Genomic DNA, 22,217 nt, shown 5'->3' on the forward strand with positions numbered 1-22,217 from the left:
AAGTTTTCCTTTTTATAAATTATAGTGTCAATCTTAATTTATGCATGTAATCGGTCAATATTCCATATCACATGTTAATCGAGAAGGGCAATTGCTAGTCGATGAAGTGATTGATTACGTTAAAATCTCAAAAGCTAAAAAAGAATCTGCGCAACGATTATTGATCTCTGATCTAAACCCTGCCGCAGTTAAAAAAGCCTTGGCAACTATGCGTAGTAACCGCGATTTTATTCCGTTGTCAGTATCTGCATTAGCGCGTTCACGTGCCGACTGGTTATATGGCATGAATATGACTCGAGCTTATACTTTATTAGGTCAAAAGGGTGGCTATCGAGGGGTGCTATCCGTTGGGCGTGTACAAACCCCAATTTTAGGGTTAGTTGTCAGACGTGATGATGAAATTGCCAATTTTGTCGCTAAACCTTTTTATGAGGTACTGGCGCTTATCGCTTATGGCGAACAGATTATTTATGCCAAATGGCAACCGAGTAAATCGTGTGAGCCATTTCAAGATTCAGAAGGACGCGTACTACACCGTAAATTGTGTGAAAACGTAGTTGAACGTATTAAAGGCCAGCCAGCGGAAGTGACTGAATCTGAACGTAAGCAAACGAAACAAGCGCCGCCGTTGCCATACTCTTTGTCAGCGTTACAGATTGATGCTGCTAAACGGTTTGGAATGAGTGCGGCTGATGTTTTATCGACTTGTCAGTCACTGTATGAAAAACATAAAGTGATCACTTACCCTCGTTCTGATAGCCGTCATTTACCGTTAGATCATTTCAAACAAGCGAATGATGTGTGTCGCTCAATTGCAGCAACAGATAATCAGTTAGCAACTGCGGTAGATAATGCTAATACTTCCTTAAAATCAAAAGCATGGAATGATAAAAAGGTTGATGCCCACCACGCTATTATACCTACCCCTAAATCATCATCAGCATTAACTGGCTATGAAGTTAAAATATATCAGTTAATTGCGCGGCAGTACTTAATGCAATTTTACCCCGCGGCTGAATATGCAGATGCTAAGTTAGTGTTCACTATTGCTAATGGCCTATTTATCGCTAAAGGACGACAATTAATGTCACCGGGTTGGCGAGCATTACTTGGGCGTGATGATAAAAAAGAGGACAATGATTTAGCGGATAAAGTACCACCGTTAGATAAGGGGACTGTATTAGTGTGCCGTGACGGTGAAATCAAAGATAAGATGACTGAGCCACCAAAAGCATTTACGGAAGCGACACTATTACAGGCAATGACAGGCATCGCACGTTTTGTCTCTGATGCCTCACTTAAGAAAATTTTGCGTGATACCGATGGTTTAGGCACTGAAGCGACTCGTGCTGGAATTTTAGAAATGTTGTTTAAGCGTCAGCTATTGCAACGTCAAGGTAAAGCGATTCACGCCTCTGAAGCAGGTAAAGGATTGATTTATGCGCTACCTAATACATCAACTTATCCTGATATGACCGCCCACTGGGAACACCAACTGCATGATATGGCAGAGAGAAAATGTGCCTATCAACCGTTTATGGCAGCACTAGAACAACAAGTAACGGCATTGATGGAGCAGGTAAAAGTGAGTGAAGTACCACCAAGTTTGCGCTCACTAACCTCACCGGAATTTAAACCGCGAGCTAAAAAGCGCAGTTATGCCAAGAAAGGCGCCTCAGCTAAAACGAAATCAGTACCAAAAAGTAAGAGTTAGCAATAATCTCATTGATAATTAGAGGCGACAAAAAAGCAGCTTAAATGCTGCTTTTTTATGACTTAAAGCGATATTTATTATAAAAATCAGATACTAAATTAATTATCATCATTTTTTTGAAATTCAAGAATATCCGCTGGCTGACAATTCAGTGTCTCGCAAAGTTTATCAAGAGTCGAAAATCGAACCGCTTTCGCTTTTCCATTTTTCAGTATAGATAAATTTGCTTCTGTCATATCCATTGCTTGAGCTAATGTTTTTAAGCGTATTTTTCTTTTCGCCATTATTACGTCTAAATTAATAACAATAGTCATAATAAACTCTTAAATGGTGTAATTTTGTTCATCGGCGAGGAGATAACCTTCTTTCATAATCCACGAAATTATAACAATAATCGCGCCTATTAATAAGGTTAAAAAATCAATACCTTCAAAGCCAAACGCAATCATGTGGTGATTAGGCGGATTATTAAAAGTTAATATAAGTGTCATTAATGCTTGATAGAAAATAGATCCTCCAACCCAATAAAAAACACTATAGCCGAGTTTTTGATAGCAAGTTGCATTTTCCAAAGTAAATATTTGTCTATTTTCATAGTTACGGAAGAGTTGGATTAGAATTTTCAACGCATACATAATTATCGAGCAATAGATCATGCTGGTTAACATTGCGAGTAAGCGAGTACTTAATGTTAATGGTGTTTCTGCTAATTGATTGATATCAAAAGATGTTTGTACGATGCCGGTATTTCTTAAAAAGTCATAGGGTGTTTCAACCGTTAACCAAAAATAACCGACTAAAACAGGCGTTAAAATTAATAATAGTTGTAATAGAACTCTTACTCTATGACTTTGCTGTTGAATCTTTTGCATTGAGATTATCCCTCTAATTTAAGAAGGTTAGAATAGAGGATAGAATCATTATTTACAATAATAAATTATCGTTAATCGATAATTTATTGTTTTATATTATAGTTAAAGTACGCGATAACAATTTTTACCGTCGGCTTTAGCTTGGTAAAGTGCGGTATCCACCTGTTGGAAAAAATCACAATAGGTGGTTTTTTTCGATGGGATAACGGTACTAACACCAATACTAATAGTGACAATCGCGGGGAGGTTATCATCAGATGTCAAACTTGGAAAAGGCAGAGCCAGTTGATGAATGGCATCAATCAGACGTTTTGCATTCTCAATAGCTGCTTGTTGATCTTGTCCTGGCAGTAAGAGTACAAACTCTTCACCGCCATAGCGTGCAAATAATGCTCCTGCTCGACGTTCAACTTTCGAAAGCGCAGTTGCAATGGTTTTTAAGCATTGATCACCGGCGGCATGGCCGAGTTTATCGTTATAAGTTTTAAAGTTATCAATATCGAGTATAAGTAATGATACAGGCAGAGCGAGTCGACTCGCTCGTCGCCATTCTGTAACGACTGTTTCATCAAATACTCGTCGATTAGCTATATTAGTTAAAGAGTCGATACGCGATAATTTTTGCAGTTGTTCATTGGCTTTATTGAGTGCTTCAGTACGACTTTGTACGCGTTGTTCTAAATCATGATTGAGTTTTATTAGGTTATCTGCTGCTTGCAGTCGCAAAATATGTTGGGAAACAATAAAACCATATTGCTTTAGGAGTTGGTGGTGATAATTACGCAAGGGTTGTCCTGTCAGTAAATTATCACAAGCAATCCATCCTATCGGAGTATCTTCGTCCCATAAAGCAATATAGGCACTCCAACCAAAGCCGATTTGTTTTAAATCATGAAATAATGGTGTATTTTCTTGGAACGCAATATATTCTTTATCTTTTAACGTTTTAGATGCATACCATTGATTAGGAATAGGTGAGCTAAAATAAAATTCATCCACGGTCTCACCATGAATATCGGTGCCAAATGTCCCATGCATGTTTTGTTGTTCATCAAATAAAAAAATAGCCATTCTATCGATATGAAGTTGTTTCTTACCTTCATCAATAGCGATAAATAGCATGTCTCTCATTGAACTGCAGCGCCATAATTGAAAAGAAATATCATGCATACTTTGGAGTTGGTTCAATAGAGCTTGTTGCTGCTCTTTAGTTGAGAGTAATTCTTTTTCTGTATTTATTAGACTGAGGTTATGATGCTTGTTTGTCTGTTTTTCTAAGCCAGTTTTAATTTCAGTAGCAAGTAATGATGCCAATATTGCGAGGTGTTTAGGGGCGAGATGAGATGTTAATGACACCGCAACGGTCAGATGCCCAATAATGACTGAGCGGTGTTTCAGTGGTATTAAGATATAGCGATAATTGGGTAATATATCAATAGAAGCGGTTGTTTTATTAGCGTAATAATGAATATTCTTATAGTAGTGTTCATTTTTTTGCGTTGTTGCTATTGGCGGAAAATGATATTGGATCCCTTTTGAGTTGAGATCTAATAATAATTTCCACTCATTGTTATATTTAATAATGAGTTGGAGATGATTAACGCTAAAAAACTGAATAAGATTGCGGCAGATTAATTCACAAATAGTTCTGAGACCGTGAGCATTACTACATTGTTTAGCGATTGTTTGGTAGAAAAGTGCAACCTGTTCGTTCATTAATACTCTATTCCATGAGTCTGTTTGCGAGTGGCGTGGCTATTGTTAACTATTCCTTTAAAAATTAGCAGGATATATACCACAAGTTAGTGATATCTTCTTTTTTACACTAAAAAGTGAGATCTGACGCATATTAATTATAGTCGTTATTCCCATTAATTTTACAGTTTAGTCTAATGGAAATTACCTATTTTTATTATATTGAATCAAAATCGAGCGACATAGTATTCGTGCTATATAAGGGGGCGCGAAGATGAAGATAACAATATTAATGGTGATGATTTATCTTAGTCTATTGAGCGGGTGTAGTAGTCGCCATCAACAATTAGCTGAACTGGGTTTTGAACGAGCTTATCTCGATGGTTATCAAGATGGTTGCTATAGCCGCTCTGTGGCAGGTACCACTCATCAAGAAGGGTTTCGACGTGATCCTGAACGCTCAATAACAGTGAATAAATATCGCCGAGGCTGGCAGGATGGATTTGAACATTGCTATGCTGATCGTGATAACTATCTTTAATTTAGATAGCCTTTAATTAGCCCTGATAAATAAAAAGCAGCTCGAAAGCTGCTTTTTTGATAAATACTATTAGCGATTAATCGTTATTACTATTAGGTACGTAAAAACGTTTTAACTCGTGCATAACTTGCATTAATGTTGAAAGCTTAGGCTTATCTTGATCCATTAATTGATAGTTATCATTATAAACACGATAGTTACCATATTTATCGACGACAGTTGTGGTACCTTTTTGAATCACAACAATATCATTATTATTACCAGCTAAGATCCAACGGCGATCACTGTCATTATCAAACAGACTAATTCCTGAACTGTAATTTGATGGTTTAGAAGCGACATTGAATAATGATTCCATCAATGTTGGTACTAAATCAAGATTACTCGTAGGACGGGTTACAACTTGAGCCTCATGCTGTGGCCAATGAATAATCATTGGTACTTTTATTTGATATTGGCTGTAATTGCTGTCAGAACCCCAACTATTATTACCCGTTTCATTAAACTCAGTGCCATGATTTGAGGTCACAACGATAATCGTATTATCCATCATGCCTTGAGCTTTTAGCTGTGCAAACACCTTACCTAAAATACCGTCAATATGATAAGCCGCATTACGGTAGCTATTTTTGAGTAATATACTGGAATTTACTTTTTTATCATGGAGTAGATTACTGCCCAAAGATGGTGTGAATTTGGTTGGGTAATCACTACTTTCTTCATATTGGTCAACTGACGTTAGTTCAAGCAAGCTAAACCATGGGTCATTAACTTTTTGTTTTTCTAGCCAACGGTGCCAATCATTAAAGGCTAAGCGATCGCTCGGTGTGCGTTTGCCGTTATCGAGGTTATCAATTGTGGCCAGTTGAGTTTTAGAAAAAATAGCATCGCGATAAATTGGCTGTTCGAAACCTTCGCCACTAAATAAACCAAAGTGATAGTCACGATTTTGCAAAGTGTCTAATAGTAATGGTGATTTACTTTCTGCTCGAATACTGTTGGCATATCCACTAGGCAGACCATACAGTAAGCCAAACACACCGCTATTATTATTACTGGTACTGTAGTTATCAGTAAAATTAATATTATTATTAGCAAAAGCGGTAAGGTTCGGCATCGTGTCGGTGTTTACCATATCGCTACGTAAACTATCGACCATAATAATCATCAGATTTTGCTTGGTTCCTTTATCAATAAAACTAATTTTATCAATTGGGTAGCGCATCATTTCACTATTATTAATACCTTGCTGGACTTGACGCTTGGCATATTCTTGACGATCTAATAGGCCATGTTTTTCCATAAAGGTTTTTGCTGTCATAGGGTACGACAATGGAAAATTTGAGCGCTGCATTGTAACTGGGCGATAAAGATTAGCATCCGCCCAGATATAAATAATGTGGCTACTTAGAAAGCATAAGCCAAACATGATAGCGATAGGGCCACCAACATTCTTACGGGTTAGCTTTCTAAGTTTACGCCAGATCCATTCTGAGAATATCATCTCTATGAGGAATATGACGGGAACGACAATAAAGAGGTATTGCCAGCGTGTATTTAACTCTGTTTTTTCGCCACTTAATAATAAATCCCATACCAGTGGACTTAAATGTAAGTCAACACTTTGGTATGCATAAGTATCGAGCAGTAGCGTGGTCAGTCCTACGGTTGAAACTAATACCGCAAACACTCGCATTAAGCGCTGTGAAGGGATAAGAAAACTTGCAGGAAAGAGGATTAGTATATAAATACCAAAGACAAGAAAACCAAAATGTCCGATCCAGCTTAATCCTAGATACAGTTGTCCGATCGTTGTCGTCGGCCATTCTGAATAGATAATATAACGCGTGCCAAGTAGCATGGCAGCGATGATATTGAAAAAGCTAAACCAGTGTCCCCAACTAATAAGCTGGGAAACTTTGTCTTTGTATGTGCTGGCGACCATAAATGTCAATTCTTCTCAGTCTTCAATGCTATGTCTAACTTTAACAAGTCAAACTTAATCTTTTTTAATTGAGGCCTGTAGTGCTTTTGCAAATTTTTGTGCAAGAACTTCACGTTGTGCAACAGGCACATTAGCATTGATAATATTAGTAGCAATATCACCAACAACCATAAGGGCTAATTCTGGTGATGTATTATGTTTGTCAAGAACATCGAACACATCATCAATGATTTGTTCAACTTTTTTAGTGCTGTATTTTGAGGTAATTGGCATAAGAAATCTTGTTTAATGTTTAGGATAACGACTTATGATAACCTAGAGTTCAGTTTTCCTGAAAACCTTTTCCATTATGAGTCTTACACTTTCGAACGTCATTCTACACCAATTAGTAAAAAACGACCAAGATGAGCTAGAAATTCATCTTAGAAATCAAACCCTTGATAATGATTCTGCGACTGAGGATCTCGTTGCTGAATTACATCGAATTTATAGCAGTAAGGGCACAAAAGGCTTTGCTCATTTTGCTGTAGATAGTGAGTTTGCGCACTGGTTAAAACAATTCCGTCAAGGAGAGCTAGATTTCCTGACATTTTCTAACCAGTCAGTGCAACGTTTACAAGCTGAATTAGCAAAATATCCGTTTGCTGAAGCGGGTACATTAGTGATGGCTGAATATCAGTCATTAGCGACCGATTATTTGTTTATTGGTATGTTACCGACTTGCCACAGTATGAAAGTGACCGATCAGCTAGGCATTAGCGCTACCGATTATCTTGATATTAATAAGATGGATATTGTGGCGCGGATTGATTTGTCATCATGGGAAACTAATCCTGAATCAACACGCTACCTAACTTTTGCTAAAGGACGAGTTGGCCGTAAAATTGCTGATTTCTTCCTTGATTTTATGCAAGCGGAAGTAGGTTTAGACGTAAAAGTTCAGAACCAAGTACTGATGCAAGCAGTAGAAGATTTCTGTGCAGATTCGCGCTTAGATAAAGAAGAAAAGCAGCAATATCGTAAACAAGTTTATGACTATTGTAATGGCCAACTTCAAGCGGGTGATGAAGTTACTGTAAAAGAATTGTCTGGTGAACTACCCGCTGCTGATGATGGCACTAATTTCTATGATTTTACCTCTAAACAAGGTTATGAATTAGAAGAAAGTTTTCCAGCTGATCGTACAGCAATGCGTAAATTGACCAAGTTTGTTGGTTCTGGCGGTGGTATGACGCTTAATTTTGACAGCATGCTGTTAGGTGAGCGTATTTTCTATGATGCGGAAACCGATACTCTGACGATTAAAGGTACGCCACCTAATTTGAAAGACCAGCTATTACGTCGTTTAAATAGCGATAATTAATGCTAGCAGCTGATGAGCTGCGTGATTGATGATCTTATAAGGCCACTGTGAAGTATGCACTCTGTGATGAGGTATATTTGACGGTGGCTTTTTGTTATTTAGTGATCAACAACTGACATTATTATTGCTTAAGTTTATTTGTACATTGTTCTAAATTTATTCGAACAATGTATTAAAGTGTAATTAATAACCATCAGTATGAGCGCTATTATGATTTTTGCCCATTAGGTTCTGATTTGGGTGTAAATTTGATCTTTATCATTGGCACTGCGCAAGATGGATGGATAATGGCGCAACTATGATAGTTATTAACAATCATTCAGTTCGTTCGCAGCGTGAACTGAATACAGTGAAAGCGATGATTCGCCTATATTGTAAAACGTTGCACCGTGGAGCCGTAATGTGCTCTGAATGTGAAAGTCTTATCGAGTATGTTGAAGAGAGAGTAACAGGTTGTCGTCTTGGTGAAGAGAAGCCAAGTTGTATGCATTGTATTGGGCATTGCTATCAATCTGCCAAGCGTCTTCAGATGATCCATGTTTTACGCTGGACATATCCGCGTTATTTTTGGCGTCATCCATTTCGGGCTATACAATTTAAGTTAGACAATTTACGTAGTGTCCAAATGTCAGCCGATAAAGCTAATATTATCGCAAAAACGAGTTAAATCTCTATTTATTGAGTTAAACCGATATTGATTTAACCTAACAACTGAAATAGATTGTCCTTCCTTTGGTAATGCTATGAGCATTATTTAAAAGGAAAAAGGCTGCAGAAATGCAGCCTTTTTTAATGTTTTTTATTGGTTATTACTGAGCAATTTTCACGAGTACTTGTTGCAATAAACGGATACGAGGCTCAATAGATGCTAAATCTAACCATTCATCTTCACTATGAAAACCAGCACCAATAGGCCCTAAACCATCAAGCGTTGGAATACCTAATACTGCGGTTAGGTTTGCATCTGAACCACCACCAACAGCTTGCCAAGTAATATCAATCCCTAATTCTTTACCGACTGCTTCTATTTGCGCCATTAACACTTTAGTTTGTGGGCTTGGTGTCATGGACGGCTTATGTGCTTCTCGCTCAGCAGTGATAACGACACCATCAACAAACGGTGTTTCTGTTAATGCGCGAATTTTCGCATCAACGGCTGCATACTCATCGTTATCCCAGAAACGAACATCAACCACTACTTCTGCAAAATCAGGGACAATATTTGCGCCAGCGCCGCCACTTACAACACCTGCATTTAAGGTGGTGCCTGATTCAAAATCAGTCATCGTGTTGATCGCTAAAATCCAATGTGCCATTTCAGTGATAGCACTGCGACCATTTTGTGGTTCATTACCTGCATGGGCTGCTTTACCGTGGAAGTTTAGACGGTAACGTGCCATGCCTTTACGTGCTTTAACCAATGAACCATCAGCACGTGCTGCTTCTGCGACTAAAACATGTTTAGCATTAATCGCAACGCTTTTTAGCCATGATTCGGAGTGCAGTGAGCCTATTTCTTCATCTGGGTTCATGCACACACAAATAGATAAAGTATCTAATGTTGTCGAATCAAGATCACGCAGTGCATAAACAACACTTAACAGGCCTGATTTCATATCTGAAACACCAGGGCCATAAGCACGCTCATTATCGTGTGTCATCGGGCGAGCTGCCGCAGTACCGACAGGGAAAACGGTATCCATATGACCAATGAGCATCACATCAATATGATCTGCTTGTGGTTTATTACGTACTTCTAAACCCGTGCCAGCAATACCACAATCAATACGTTTAACATCCCAACCTAAATCAAGGTATTTTTGTGCCATGATCGAAGCAACGACTTCGATGCCATCAACGGTTAATGTGCCACAATCGAGATTAATAAGAGGACGTAGTTCTTCAAGATAATTATTAAGAGAAAAAGACATTTTAATGACTCCAGAGCTGTTTATGGCTCAGTGATAATAAACACAGAGTACGCACTACAACTAAGACGTTGTAGTGCGTTAAATTATTACACTAATACATTCATTACGAACATTGCGGCAAAGGCATTGAGTACTGAAATTGCAATCATTACTGGAATATAACGACCTTCAGTACGGATAGGACCCATAATACGACCCATGTATTGAACCTGTGAGCCCATTAAGTAAATCGCAGGCGCTAGAATAGCAATGTGTTCGCCAGTAAGAATACCTTGGTCAAACAGAGTAATTACCACGCCTACAGCACCGCCCATTGACATCCATGCACCAATCAATACTGCTGCGGCTTCACCAGGAAGTCCAAATATCGCCATGATAGGTGAAAATAGGGTGCCCATAGCATCAAGTGCGCCAGTGATTTGCAGCGCTTTGATAATCACGAAAGCCATTAATACGTTAGGAACGGTTGAGGTTGTTGCAATTACCCAACCTTTCTTTGCGCCTTCAACAAAAATATCAGTAACCATTGGTTTTTTTGTAATAGTCATTATGCGTTTTCCTGAGCAGCAGTCGTTGGTTTAGGGTCTTTATTTTCTTTGCCTTCGGTGATATTTAAATACACGCGGAAAATGTTAGCCCCGACAAATTTGAAGATAAACATAATCGCAACGGCAAGACCGATAGAAGAACTTACTGCGGGTTCACCTGATGCTGTGGTTAATGTGAACAGCACGGCACCGGATGAGAAAAAGTTAACAATGGCAGCACCCGCTGAGAATTGGAACATGGTGAAAATATCTGTCTCTCGTTTGGTTAAATGACCTTCATCATTTAATTGACGGGTCATTGCTGCTCCGGCATCGGTACTTTGTAGCGATGCAATTAAGGCTAAGCCTGAGTTACCAGGAATACCCATTAATGGGCGCAGTAATGGGGTTAATAATTTGCGAGCTGCATCTAGCGCACCGTAATGCTCAAGTACATTGATCATACCTAAGGCAAACATTACGGTTGGGATTAACGTTAACGCAAAAATAAAGCCATCACGTGCACCATTACCGCCTTTACCACGAAATGAGGTTGAAGCAGCTTCAACACCTTCTGCAGTATCGTTTACCGAATAAACCACATTACCAAATGATCCGTTTAGCGTCGTGAAGTCAAATACGCCATACCATTGATTAGATTGCAGCGCCCCTGAAAAGAAAATGACAGCAAAAGCGAGGGCAAGGTAGCTGCCAATGGTAACTTTACGACCTTCTATTGCGTTGTTGCTCATAGATATATCCTTATAAAATAAAAAATGGTTTCACCAAATGAATGCCGATGATTATTTTGTGGCTATGTTTTCAAATTGTGCGTGTAGTGATTAATTCGGTAATAGCGGTATTTTCATTAAAAATGAATTTGCAATATTGATTGGGGTCAAGGTCTTGGATTGAAAAGTTAGTTTGATGAAATCGAAGTTTCGTATTTGTGACCGATATCGATATTGGCCGATATTTTGGGTCAATCTATACCTGCTATGAATGAGTCAGTGAAGGGAGTTACTGGTATTTAGTTGTTTATTAATAAATAAAAGACTGCACCATTAGTGTGATATCAACAGAAAGTTGCACCATCTTCTATCAGTTTTAATATAAGAAAATCTAACGATGAAAAAATATATCATTATAAATTAGTGGTTTGAGAATTATTTGATTGTTTCTTATTTATGGTATGCATATTGGATTAAATAATTATTCACAACAAGGAGAGTAAAAGATGCAAATCAAATCTAAGCTGATAAAGCTGAGTGTACTATCTGTTCTTACATGCTTCTCTCAGATCACCATTGCAGCAGAAGATACAATTAAAGTTGGGGTATTACATTCATTGTCAGGCACGATGGCAATCAGTGAGACAACCTTGAAAGATACAGTATTAATGTTAATTGATGAGCAAAATAAGAAAGGAGGCTTGTTAGGTAAAAAGTTAGAGGCCGTTGTGGTTGATCCGGCATCTAATTGGCCGTTATTTGCAGAAAAAGCTCGAGAGTTAATTGAAAAAGAAAAAGTAGATGTTGTGTTTGGTGGGTGGACATCTGTTTCTCGAAAATCGATGCTGCCAGTATTTGAAGAGTTTAATAGTATTTTATTCTACCCCGTACAATATGAGGGTGAAGAATCATCAAAAAATGTCTTTTATACCGGAGCTGCGCCTAATCAGCAGGCCGTTCCAGCCGTTGACTATTTAATGAATGAGTTAGGCGTTAAGCGTTGGGTACTGGCGGGGACTGATTATGTTTATCCTCGAACAACGAATAAGATATTAGCGGCTTATTTAAAAGCGAAAGGCGTAAAAGCTGAAGATATAATGATTAACTATACGCCATTTGGTCATTCAGATTGGCAATCAATCGTGTCTGATATTAAAAAGTTTGGTGCGCAAGGTAAAAAAACTGCAGTTATTTCAACTGTTAATGGCGACGCAAATGTTCCTTTCTATAAAGAATTAGGCGCTCAAGGGGTTGAATCTGATGATATACCTGTTATTGCTTTTTCTGTCGGTGAAGAAGAATTATCAGGTATGGATACATCACCGCTGGTTGGGCATTTAGCGGCATGGAATTATTTCATGAGTGTTGATACCGTGAAAAATTCTGAATTTGTAGAGACTTGGCAAAAGTATATTAAAAATGAAAAACGTGTCACCAATGATCCTATGGAAGCGCATTATATTGGCTTTAATATGTGGGCACAGGCGGTAACTAATGCTGGGACAACTGATCCTGAAGCCGTTCAAGATGCGTTAATTGGGGTATCTGTACCGAACCTTTCTGGTGGTCTTTCAACGATGTTGCCCAATCATCATATAACTAAACCAGTATTAATTGGTGAAATACAAGATGATGGTCAGTTTGAAGTGGTATGGGAAACGACGGGACTTGTAAATGGTGATGCGTGGTCGAACTATTTACCCGGCTCTCGTGATTTATTTTCTAGTTGGAGTAAGCCTTTTGCTTGCGGTAGTTATAATGTGATCGATAAGAAATGTGCTGGCAATACCCATTAATAGAATGACCTAGCCTCTTTCGGGAGGCTTAGTTATTTCACTTTGCAATGGAGCTATGCCATGAAAGTCATTTTATATATTAGTTTGTTTATTTGTTTAATAAGCATAAAGGTACACGCTACTGAAATTAATTCTTATAGTTCTTTTGTTTCTACAATTTCTGGTAAAAATAATACAGAAAAAATCAATGCCATTAAATGGCTATCTAATACCGATAATATTGAACGTAAGCAAGCGATATTTACGAGTTGGATAAACGGAAAATTATATATAAATAAAAAAGACAAGATTTTATATAGAATTGAAAAATTAAAGCCAGATCTAAATGGCTTTGCAATTGATGATGGAAAAATCATAACGATTGCTAATAAACGTCACTTTAAAAAAATACGCGTTAATAATAATTTACGGAATGAAATAAAAAAACAAATCGCAATTATAGATTTAACTAATAATAATCCAGCGTTACGTGATAAAGCGATAACAGTATTAATTGATAAAATAGACTTTCCGTTATATTCCTTAATGAAAAAGCATGCTGAAGAAGAAAGTAATGATAAGGTTAAACAACAATATCAATTAGCTTTTGCTAACTATCAGGCGCGCAATAGCAGTGGTGAAGAACAACTTCATGCCATTGCTATTTTAGGTAAAAATAAACATCCAATTGTCTATCAAACTTTAACCAAAATTGTAACGGCAAGCCAAAATCCACAAGTGATTGCAGCTGCCCAATATGGTTTAGATGCTTATAAACAACAACAACGTATTTATGCTGGTATAGAAACTGTATTTTTTGGCTTGAGTTTAGGCTCAGTATTGGCTCTAGCCGGTATTGGTTTAGCAATTACGTTTGGTGTTATGGGCGTAATTAATATGGCGCATGGTGAGTTGATTATGCTTGGCGCTTATACCACTTATGTTTTACAGCAATTAATGCCAGATCATTTAGCTGCTGCCTTAATTTTATCTATACCTGCAGCGTTTATTGTTTCAGGTTGTGTTGGAATAATGATAGAGCAAGGTGTTATTAGGCATTTATATGGACGACCATTAGAAACATTATTAGCGACATTTGGTATTAGTTTGATTTTACAACAAGCTGTACGCTCGGTATTTTCGCCGCTAAATCGTTCGGTAATAACACCCGAATTTATGTCAGGTTCATTGACGTTAAATCCGATGCTACTCCTTACTTATAATCGTCTTTATATTATTTTCTTTTGTTTAGCGGTGTTTTTAGTCTTACTTACTATTTTGAAGAAAACATCACTAGGTTTACAAGTTCGTGCTGTATCTCAAAATAGACCGATGGCAAGGGCCATGGGGATTCATTCGCAACGTGTTGATGCTTTAACGTTTGGTTTAGGTTCAGGGATTGCAGGGATTGCAGGAGTGGCATTATCCCAGTTGACAAATGTGGGCCCCAATATGGGACAAAGTTATATTATTGATTCCTTTATGGTCGTTGTCTTTGGTGGGGTTGGTAATTTATGGGGAACGTTAGTTGCAGGATTAAGTTTAGGTATATTTAACAAATTCTTAGAACCATGGTTTGGGGCGGTATTAGCCAAAATAATGGTACTTATTTTTATTATTTTATTTATTCAAAAAAAGCCAAAAGGTTTATTTCCCCAACGTGGTCGAGCTGCCGATAGTTAATAAACTAAGGAGTAGTTATGTTTTTTCGTTCGATATTGACTAAAGACCGAGGAGGAACGATTACTCTGAGTGTCTTATTCTTCATCGCTGTTATTGTACCATTTTGTAATCTAGTTATTCCCAATCACCATCCATTACATATTGATACATTTACAGTTTCATTATTAGGAAAATATTTAAGTTATGCTTTATTGGCGTTAGCAGTCGATTTAGTTTGGGGATATTTAGGGATTCTTAGTTTAGGGCATGGTGCTTTCTTTGCACTCGGCGGCTATGCGATGGGAATGTATTTAATGCGTCAAATTGGTGATCGTGGTGTTTATGGCGATCCAGTATTGACGGATTTTATGGTCTTTCTCAATTGGCAATCATTACCGTGGTTTTGGCATGGCTTTGATCAATTTTGGTTTGCTTGTCTAATGGTTATTCTTATTCCAGGAGCATTAGCATATTTGTTTGGACGATTAGCTTTTCGATCTCGAGTTTCTGGTGTGTATTTATCGATTATGACTCAAGCATTAACTTACGCTTTAATGTTAGCTTTCTTTCGTAATGAAATGGGTTTTGGTGGTAATAATGGTTTAACTGATTTTAAAGAAATTCTTGGGTTTAGTTTGCAAAATGATACTACCAAAGTAATGCTATTTGTGTGCTCTGCAGTTGCTTTAATTATCGCTTATATAGGATGTAAAACGGTGATTAATAGTCGATTAGGTCGAGTGGCTGTCGCGATTAGAGATACAGAATTACGCACCCGATTTATGGGTTATGACGTTGATAATATTAAATTATGGATATTTGTTTTATCTGCTGTTATTGCGGGAATTGCGGGTGCTCTTTATGTTCCTCAAGTAGGGATTATTAATCCAGGTGAATTTTCGCCATTAAATTCTATTGAAGTGGTAGTTTGGGTGGCATTAGGAGGAAGAGCGACTTTATTTGGCGCTATTATTGGCGCCGTTATTATTAATTATGCTAAAAGTTGGTTTACAGTAGCATTACCAGAAGTTTGGTTATTTGCTCTTGGTAGTTTATTTGTTTTATCGACTTTATATTTACCACACGGTGTAACTGGTTTATTTAATCATTCACCAAAAATAGTAAAAGGATGGCTAAAGCGAGGGTTTAAAACGTAAATATAAAGGAGTTAACCCAATGACTATTATTACCAATCAATTTAAATTTAGATTGCCAATTAAAGAATTAATTGCCAGAGATAAAGTTTTTGGTTTTATGCAACCTCAGCAACATCCGTTAATTGATACTCGACATAATATTTTACTTTATCTTGAAGGGGTAAATAAAACCTTTGATGGTTTTAAAGCAATTGATGATTTTAATCTCTATATCAAAGAAGGGGAATTGCGCTGCATTATTGGCCCTAATGGGGCTGGGAAAACAACCATGATGGATATTATTACCGGTAAAACACGTCCTGACTCTGGACAGGTTTGGCTTGGTTCTCGGTTAAATTTATTGACCATGACTGAAGCGCAGATTGCGAATGCTGGTGTTGGACGTAAGTTTCAAAAACCCACAGTGATTGGCTGTTTATCAGTATGGCACAATTTAGAATTAGCAATGGCAGGCCCCCGTTCTGTCTGGGCGACATTCCGTGCCAAATTAACCGGCGAACAGAAAGACAAACTGGCTTCAATTCTAACTCTTATTCAATTACACGATCATGCCAATATTGCAGCTGGTAATTTATCGCATGGGCAAAAGCAGTGGTTAGAAATCGGTATGTTATTGATGCAAAATCCGAAATTATTATTGGTTGATGAACCCGTGGCGGGAATGACCCATCAAGAAATGGATCGTACCGCAGAATTACTAATAGGGTTAGCCGGAAAACACTCCGTGGTGGTGGTTGAACATGATATGGATTTTGTACGTTCGATTGATAGTCAAGTGACGGTGATGCATCAAGGGCATGTATTAGCTGAAGGAACAATGAGTAAAATTCAGCAACACCCTCAGGTTATTGATGTTTACCTTGGAGGATCATGATGCTGACAATTAAGTGCTTAAATCAATATTATGCAGAAAGTCACACCTTATGGGATATTGATCTTCATGTGCCGAAAGGGGAATGTACTGTGCTTATGGGGCGTAATGGTGTAGGAAAAACCACGCTATTACAATGTATTATGGGATTGTTAGCCACAAAAAATGGTCATATCCAACTGAGTGGAAAAGACATTAGTCATTGTCGAGCAGAAGAGCGGGTACATTTAGGGATAGGTTATGTACCTCAAGGTCGACAGATATTTCCAATGTTAACGGTATGGGAAAATTTAGCGATAGGATTACCAGCGAGAACGAAAGGTGATCGTACGGTACCTGACTTTATCTATGAACTGTTCCCTGTTTTGCATCAAATGCAATCTCGTTATGGTGGCGACTTATCTGGTGGTCAACAGCAGCAATTAGCGATTGCTAGAGCATTAGTTGTTAATCCTAGTCTACTCATTCTTGATGAACCCACCGAAGGCATTCAGCCTAATGTTGTGCATGAAATTGGCGATATTATTCAAATGCTCAACCAACAGTATGGTTTGACGGTGTTATTAGTTGAGCAAAAACTACCGTTTGCTCGTAAGGTTGGGGATCATTTTTGTTTGTTGGATCGTGGTCGTAATGTGGCTACAGGAGCAATGGCAACATTGAATAAAGCGCTGATTACGGAGTATCTCACAGTATGATAAATCCTCAGTTACCTCAAAGGACTTCCTTTTCACCATTAGCCACGGCGATGACTCAAGGCTGGCAAGCTCAACTCAATTTAAGTTTCTATCCGCGCGGCAATAAAACCATTTTATTACATAAAAAACAACAAGGTCCACTGGCTGTTCAGCGGCCGTTTTATCCGGAAGGCAATATTTGTCATGCTTACTTATTGCACCCTCCTGGCGGGGTTGTTGGTGGTGATAGCTTAACGATTTCTACGCGAGTAGCACCTTGCGCTCATAGTTTAATAACGACCCCTGGTGCGACGAAATTTTACCGTAGCGGTGAAGGAAAAATTGCGCAGCAGAGCCAGACATTAGTGGTTGAAGAAAATAGTTATTTAGAGTGGTTACCTCAAGAAAATATTTTTTTTACTGACGCGAAGGTGTCTCTAACGACACGGATTGAACTGGCATCAACAGCGCGATTTATGGGATGGGAGCTGCACTGTTTTGGACGACCTGCACTGAATGAGGGCTTAGGTGATGGTAGCGTTACGGGGAAAACAGAAATATGGATCGCAAATAAACCAATTTTAACTGAGAGGTTGGCTGTTAATGGTCAAGATAAACGCTTTTTTATTAATGGCTTACAAAAATTCAGTTTAACGGCTAGTTTTTTTATTACCAGTGATTCTCCTGAACTTTTAGCTTTGGTACAGGCCTTGCTGGATCAACAACAACAGTATTATTCATCGCAACAGTTAATTGTCGCGGTTACTCAAATAGAGGGCATCCTTGTTGTTAGAGCATTAGCTCATTGGAGTGAAACGATCATGGCTGTTTTTGTTAAAGTTTGGCAGCAAGTCCGTGAACAATGGCTCGGTTATACGCCTGTTGTTCCGCGCATTTGGGCGACATAGTGCAGATTATCATTTTATATAGTTGTTAATTAAATCAGGAGATCATTATGGAATTGACCCCGAGAGAAAAAGATAAACTATTTATTTTTTGTGCTGGATTAGTCGCTAAACAGCGGTTACGACATGGCGTTAAACTTAATTATCCAGAGGCGGTAGCTTTGATCAGCGTTGAAATAATGGAAGGCGCACGGGCTGGTAAAACTGTTGCAGAATTAATGGATTATGGACGAACCATTTTAACGGCGACTGATGTTATGGAGGGTATTCCAGCCATGATTCCAGATGTTCAAGTTGAAGCTACATTTCCCGATGGCACTAAACTCGTTACCGTCCATGAGCCGATAGTGTGAGGTGAGTGATGGCGATTGAAAAGAGAGCAATGATCCCGGGTGAAATTTGTGTTGCTGCGGGGGAAATTGAAATAAATCAACATCGTGATACGGTCAAAGTTAGTGTGATTAATATCGGCGATAGACCGATTCAGATTGGCTCTCATTATCATTTTTATGAAGTGAATGATGCGTTGGTTTTTACCCGTGAAACAACTCTCGGATACCGATTAAATATAGCTGCAGGGACTGCTGTTCGTTTTGAACCAGGACAAAAACGAACGATTGAATTAGTGGCTTATGCTGGAACAAAACAGATCTTTGGTTTTCAAGGAAAAATAATGGGTGATGTAGCGTGCCTTAAGGATGAGTGATGGCGAGTATATCAAGACAAGCATATGCAGAAATGTTTGGTCCCACCGTTGGCGATAAAATGCGTTTAGCAGATACCGATTTATGGCTTAGCGTGGAACATGACTATACCGTTTATGGTGATGAGGTTAAGTTCGGTGGTGGGAAAGTGATTCGGGATGGAATGGGACAAAGCCAACGACCGAGTGCAGAAACCCCAGATTTAGTGATCACCAATGCCGTTATTTTAGATTATTGCGGGATCGTTAAAGCGGATGTTGCGGTAAAAAATGGCCGTATTACTGCGATAGGAAAAGCAGGTAATCCTGATATTCAACCAGAAGTAACGATTGTTATTGGTCCTGGAACTGAGATCATCGCAGGTGAAGGAAATATTCTTACCGCAGGAGGAATTGATTCACATATTCATTTCATTTGCCCGCAACAAATTGAAGAGGCGTTGGCTTCAGGAATAACAACCATGATAGGTGGTGGAACAGGACCTGCAACAGGAACAAATGCAACCACCTGTACTCCGGGGCCATGGAATTTGCATCGAATGTTGCAATCCCTTGATCATTTTCCTATGAATTTTGGATTATTAGGTAAAGGTAACAGCAGTCAACCACAAGGGCTACGCGAGCAAGTCGTGGCGGGTGCTGTCGGGTTAAAACTCCATGAGGATTGGGGCACAACCCCTGCGGCCATTGATACTTGTCTATCTGTTGCTGATGAAATGGACGTTCAAGTCGCTATTCATACTGACACCCTTAATGAATCTGGTTTTGTTGAATCGACCCTTGATGCTATTGGTAATCGAGTGATCCACACTTATCACACTGAGGGGGCGGGGGGCGGTCATGCTCCTGATATTATTCGTGCGTGCGGCTCTGCCAATATTTTACCTTCCTCGACAAATCCTACTCGCCCTTACACTATCAATACCGTTGATGAACATCTTGATATGTTGATGGTCTGTCATCATTTGTCACCGTCGATTGCTGAGGATGTTGCATTTGCCGAATCAAGAATACGACGTGAGACCATTGCAGCTGAAGATATTTTGCATGATTTGGGTGCTTTCTCGATGATCGCTTCTGATTCTCAGGCTATGGGACGTGTGGGAGAAGTGATCTTACGTACTTGGCAAACAGCACATAAAATGAAGATCCAGCGAGGACCTTTAGCTGAAGACAGTGATGATAATGACAATTTCCGTCTGAAACGTTATATCGCTAAATATACGATAAATCCGGCAATTACCCATGGTATGGCACATGAAGTCGGCTCAATAGAGGTCGGCAAATTAGCCGATTTAGTCTTATGGAAGCCAGCCTTTTTTGGCGTAAAACCGAGTTTGATCATAAAAGGTGGCATGATTGCAATGGCATCAATGGGTGATGCTAATGCTTCGATACCAACGCCACAACCCGTGCATTACCGACCAATGTTTGGTAGTTACGGTAAAGCGAATAAACAGACTTCGATGTTATTTATTTCGCAACAAGCCCACCAACAACAATTAGCTCAAGAGTTAGGTTTAGAGAGCTTAATTGGCACAGTTAGTCAGTGCCGGTCTATTTCTAAAACTGATATGCGTTTAAATAGTTGGCAGCCACGTATAGAAGTTGATTCTCAGACTTATCAAGTACGTGCTGATGGCGAGTTATTAGTTTGCCAACCCGCAGAAATATTACCAATGGCACAACGGTATTTTTTATTTTAATGCATTAGATATTGTTATTTATCGTCATATTAAAGGAGATAAATATGATTGAATTAGTTGCAATTAAAGTTAATAGCATCGGTAAGCCTCATGCTTATTTGAGTTTACCCATTGATAGTAGAATTAAAAGCCGCTTAAAAGTCACGCTAGATGATGGCCGTTCTGGTGGGGTGTTGTTACCGCGAGGACATATATTACGTGATGGGCAACAATTACTGAGTCGATGTGGATTAACTGTTGAAATAAAAGCAGCTCCTGAATCTGTATCAACGGTTTATTGTCGTGATCCATTGTTATTGAGTCGAATTGCTTACCATTTAGGAAATCGTCATGTGCCCTTACAAATTACACTGCAGTGGCTGCGTTATCAGCATGACCATGTTTTAGATCAAATGGTATTTGGATTAGGAGGTAATGTAAAAAAAGAAATTAAACCATTTGAGCCAGAAGCAGGAGCTTATGGTGCTGTGATGACTGAACATCATAATCATTAATAAAATGTTTATTTGAAAAATAAGGATATTAATTATGAAAATTAGCATGTTGCTTATTGTAATGTTATTTATCTCGCCATCAGCTTTAGCCCATAGTGGGCATAATATTGTATCTAATCCTCATAGCTACTCATTGGCGGCAGAAGTGCAACATTATTCGTTTTTGAGTCATACCAATTTATTAATATTGAGTATTTTGCTAATGATGCTCGTTGGCTACTCGGTATATGCCTATGTTAAAAAATAAAGCACTAATAAATGACTCTTTAGCTCAGTACCGCTTATTTCAGCTAATGAGTCCGTCGCTACCGATTGGTGGTTTTACTTACTCTCAAGGGCTTGAGTGGGCAGTTGAAGCGCAATGGGTTAACTCACAACAGAGTTTAGTTGATTGGTTGGTTGTCGTGCTTGAACAAAGTATTACAACCTTAGAACTGCCATTATTGTGCCGATATTATCAAGCGGTAACCGGTGGCGATATTAAGGCTATTGAGCGTTGGAATGATTATTTTTATTCATGTCGAGAAACCAAAGAGTTACGAGCAGAAGAACGACAGCGAGGTCAGGCATTATTTACCTTGCTAAAGCAACTCGATGTATTACAAAGCGTGCCATTACAATATCAATTAACTCATACGAATCAATTATTAGGATTAGCTATTGCTGCTGTTTACTGGCATATACCGTTGGATAAGTTATTACAAGGATATATGTGGAGCTGGGCAGAAAACATGGTGATGGCAGGGGTTAAGTTAGTGCCATTAGGGCAGACGGCAGGGCAACGAACATTATTACTGTTAACCGATCATTTTCCTTTAGCTTTACAGCAAGCCGAAAAAATTAAAGATGATGATATTGGCAGCTATCTACCAGCTGGTGCCATTGCAAGTAGTCGCCATGAAACTCAATATACCCGTTTATTTCGTTCATAGTTGTTATTTATGTGGT

Annotated in this window: 23 protein-coding genes and 1 pseudogene; 16 read left to right on the forward strand and 8 right to left on the reverse strand. The window is 38.6% G+C overall.

Translation table 11 applies throughout. From position 1 onward, the window contains the following. Positions 1–76: 76 nt before the first annotated feature. A pseudogene (locus PPBDW_RS05010) lies at positions 77–1,714 on the forward strand (DNA topoisomerase III); the annotation flags it as partial. A gap of 98 nt (positions 1,715–1,812) precedes the next feature. Here the strand turns inward: PPBDW_RS05010 and PPBDW_RS05015 are convergent. The 3 genes from PPBDW_RS05015 to PPBDW_RS05025 form a co-directional block, all read right to left on the reverse strand. Further along, positions 1,813–2,028, reverse strand: a complete 216-nt coding sequence (locus PPBDW_RS05015) for a helix-turn-helix domain-containing protein (RefSeq protein ID WP_036793789.1) — start codon at positions 2,026–2,028, stop codon at positions 1,813–1,815. Between the two features lie 9 nt (positions 2,029–2,037). Further along, positions 2,038–2,586 carry a DUF2975 domain-containing protein gene (locus tag PPBDW_RS05020; protein WP_036793790.1) on the reverse strand — a complete coding sequence of 183 codons (549 nt, stop codon included), beginning with the start codon at positions 2,584–2,586 and terminating at the stop codon, positions 2,038–2,040. Between the two features lie 102 nt (positions 2,587–2,688). Further along, positions 2,689–4,302 (reverse strand): GGDEF domain-containing protein, encoded by a 1,614-nt coding sequence (locus tag PPBDW_RS05025; RefSeq protein WP_036793792.1) that lies wholly within the window; start codon positions 4,300–4,302, stop codon positions 2,689–2,691. Positions 4,303–4,555: 253 nt separating this feature from the next. Between PPBDW_RS05025 and PPBDW_RS05030 the strand changes: the two genes are divergently transcribed. Further along, a complete protein-coding gene (locus PPBDW_RS05030) occupies positions 4,556–4,822 on the forward strand; it encodes a hypothetical protein (protein ID WP_036793794.1) in 267 nt (88 codons plus the stop codon). Between the two features lie 76 nt (positions 4,823–4,898). On the opposite strand, the gene PPBDW_RS05035 is transcribed toward PPBDW_RS05030, so the two are convergent. Continuing rightward, entirely contained in the window at positions 4,899–6,767 is a 1,869-nt protein-coding gene (locus PPBDW_RS05035) for a DUF3413 domain-containing protein (protein WP_036793796.1), read from the reverse strand. A 54-nt stretch (positions 6,768–6,821) separates the two neighbouring features. Further along, entirely contained in the window at positions 6,822–7,040 is a 219-nt protein-coding gene (locus PPBDW_RS05040; protein WP_036793798.1) for a YejL family protein, read from the reverse strand. A gap of 76 nt (positions 7,041–7,116) precedes the next feature. On the opposite strand from PPBDW_RS05040, the gene yejK reads away from it, so the two are divergent. Further along, a complete protein-coding gene (gene yejK / locus PPBDW_RS05045) occupies positions 7,117–8,130 on the forward strand; it encodes a nucleoid-associated protein YejK (protein ID WP_036793800.1) in 1,014 nt (337 codons plus the stop codon). Positions 8,131–8,428: 298 nt separating this feature from the next. After that, positions 8,429–8,797, forward strand: coding sequence for a nitrous oxide-stimulated promoter family protein (locus PPBDW_RS05050; RefSeq protein WP_036796285.1), 369 nt, complete (start codon positions 8,429–8,431; stop codon positions 8,795–8,797). Between the two features lie 142 nt (positions 8,798–8,939). Here PPBDW_RS05050 and PPBDW_RS05055 read toward each other — a convergent pair whose 3' ends face one another. The 3 genes from PPBDW_RS05055 to PPBDW_RS05065 form a co-directional block, all read right to left on the reverse strand. After that, a complete protein-coding gene (locus tag PPBDW_RS05055) occupies positions 8,940–10,061 on the reverse strand; it encodes a M20 family metallopeptidase (RefSeq protein ID WP_036793802.1) in 1,122 nt (373 codons plus the stop codon). A gap of 86 nt (positions 10,062–10,147) precedes the next feature. Beyond that, positions 10,148–10,609 carry a YjiG family protein gene (locus PPBDW_RS05060; RefSeq protein WP_036793804.1) on the reverse strand — a complete coding sequence of 154 codons (462 nt, stop codon included), beginning with the start codon at positions 10,607–10,609 and terminating at the stop codon, positions 10,148–10,150. After that, entirely contained in the window at positions 10,609–11,340 is a 732-nt protein-coding gene (locus tag PPBDW_RS05065; RefSeq protein ID WP_036793805.1) for a nucleoside recognition domain-containing protein, read from the reverse strand. Before PPBDW_RS05065 ends, PPBDW_RS05060 begins: the two co-directional genes overlap by 1 nt. 485 nt (positions 11,341–11,825) lie before the next feature. Between PPBDW_RS05065 and urtA the strand changes: the two genes are divergently transcribed. From urtA to PPBDW_RS05125, 12 genes are read left to right on the forward strand one after another with little or no spacing between them, the layout of a single operon-like run. Continuing rightward, on the forward strand, positions 11,826–13,115 hold the full coding sequence (gene urtA, locus PPBDW_RS05070) for an urea ABC transporter substrate-binding protein (protein ID WP_036793807.1): 1,290 nt from the start codon (positions 11,826–11,828) through the stop codon (positions 13,113–13,115). 60 nt (positions 13,116–13,175) lie between these two features. Continuing rightward, a complete protein-coding gene (urtB, locus tag PPBDW_RS05075; protein ID WP_036793809.1) occupies positions 13,176–14,777 on the forward strand; it encodes an urea ABC transporter permease subunit UrtB in 1,602 nt (533 codons plus the stop codon). 17 nt (positions 14,778–14,794) lie between these two features. Beyond that, the gene (urtC, locus tag PPBDW_RS05080) at positions 14,795–15,913 is read left to right on the forward strand and encodes an urea ABC transporter permease subunit UrtC (RefSeq protein ID WP_045044897.1); all 1,119 of its coding nucleotides are present in this window, start codon (positions 14,795–14,797) and stop codon (positions 15,911–15,913) included. 19 nt (positions 15,914–15,932) lie between these two features. Next, entirely contained in the window at positions 15,933–16,787 is an 855-nt protein-coding gene (urtD, locus tag PPBDW_RS05085; RefSeq protein ID WP_045042824.1) for an urea ABC transporter ATP-binding protein UrtD, read from the forward strand. Further along, a complete protein-coding gene (gene urtE / locus PPBDW_RS05090) occupies positions 16,787–17,482 on the forward strand; it encodes an urea ABC transporter ATP-binding subunit UrtE (protein WP_036793811.1) in 696 nt (231 codons plus the stop codon). The genes urtD and urtE overlap by 1 nt, the downstream gene beginning before the upstream one ends. Next, positions 17,479–18,369, forward strand: a complete 891-nt coding sequence (locus tag PPBDW_RS05095; RefSeq protein WP_054261990.1) for an urease accessory protein UreD — start codon at positions 17,479–17,481, stop codon at positions 18,367–18,369. The genes urtE and PPBDW_RS05095 overlap by 4 nt, the downstream gene beginning before the upstream one ends. A 47-nt stretch (positions 18,370–18,416) precedes the next feature. After that, a complete protein-coding gene (gene ureA / locus PPBDW_RS05100) occupies positions 18,417–18,719 on the forward strand; it encodes an urease subunit gamma (protein WP_036793813.1) in 303 nt (100 codons plus the stop codon). Positions 18,720–18,727: 8 nt separating this feature from the next. Beyond that, on the forward strand, positions 18,728–19,072 hold the full coding sequence (locus PPBDW_RS05105) for an urease subunit beta (RefSeq protein ID WP_201774553.1): 345 nt from the start codon (positions 18,728–18,730) through the stop codon (positions 19,070–19,072). Further along, complete coding sequence (gene ureC, locus PPBDW_RS05110; RefSeq protein WP_036793814.1) at positions 19,072–20,775, forward strand: urease subunit alpha; 1,704 nt, start codon at positions 19,072–19,074, stop codon at positions 20,773–20,775. Before PPBDW_RS05105 ends, ureC begins: the two co-directional genes overlap by 1 nt. Before the next feature lie 44 nt (positions 20,776–20,819). Continuing rightward, the gene (gene ureE, locus PPBDW_RS05115) at positions 20,820–21,269 is read left to right on the forward strand and encodes an urease accessory protein UreE (RefSeq protein WP_036793815.1); all 450 of its coding nucleotides are present in this window, start codon (positions 20,820–20,822) and stop codon (positions 21,267–21,269) included. A gap of 34 nt (positions 21,270–21,303) precedes the next feature. Further along, positions 21,304–21,516, forward strand: a complete 213-nt coding sequence (locus PPBDW_RS05120; RefSeq protein WP_036793816.1) for a hypothetical protein — start codon at positions 21,304–21,306, stop codon at positions 21,514–21,516. Continuing rightward, positions 21,503–22,201 carry an urease accessory protein UreF gene (locus PPBDW_RS05125; protein ID WP_036793819.1) on the forward strand — a complete coding sequence of 233 codons (699 nt, stop codon included), beginning with the start codon at positions 21,503–21,505 and terminating at the stop codon, positions 22,199–22,201. Before PPBDW_RS05120 ends, PPBDW_RS05125 begins: the two co-directional genes overlap by 14 nt. Positions 22,202–22,217 lie beyond the last annotated feature (16 nt).

It is taken from the genome of Photobacterium kishitanii (assembly GCF_000613045.3).
In the GTDB taxonomy this organism is placed as follows: domain Bacteria; phylum Pseudomonadota; class Gammaproteobacteria; order Enterobacterales; family Vibrionaceae; genus Photobacterium; species Photobacterium kishitanii.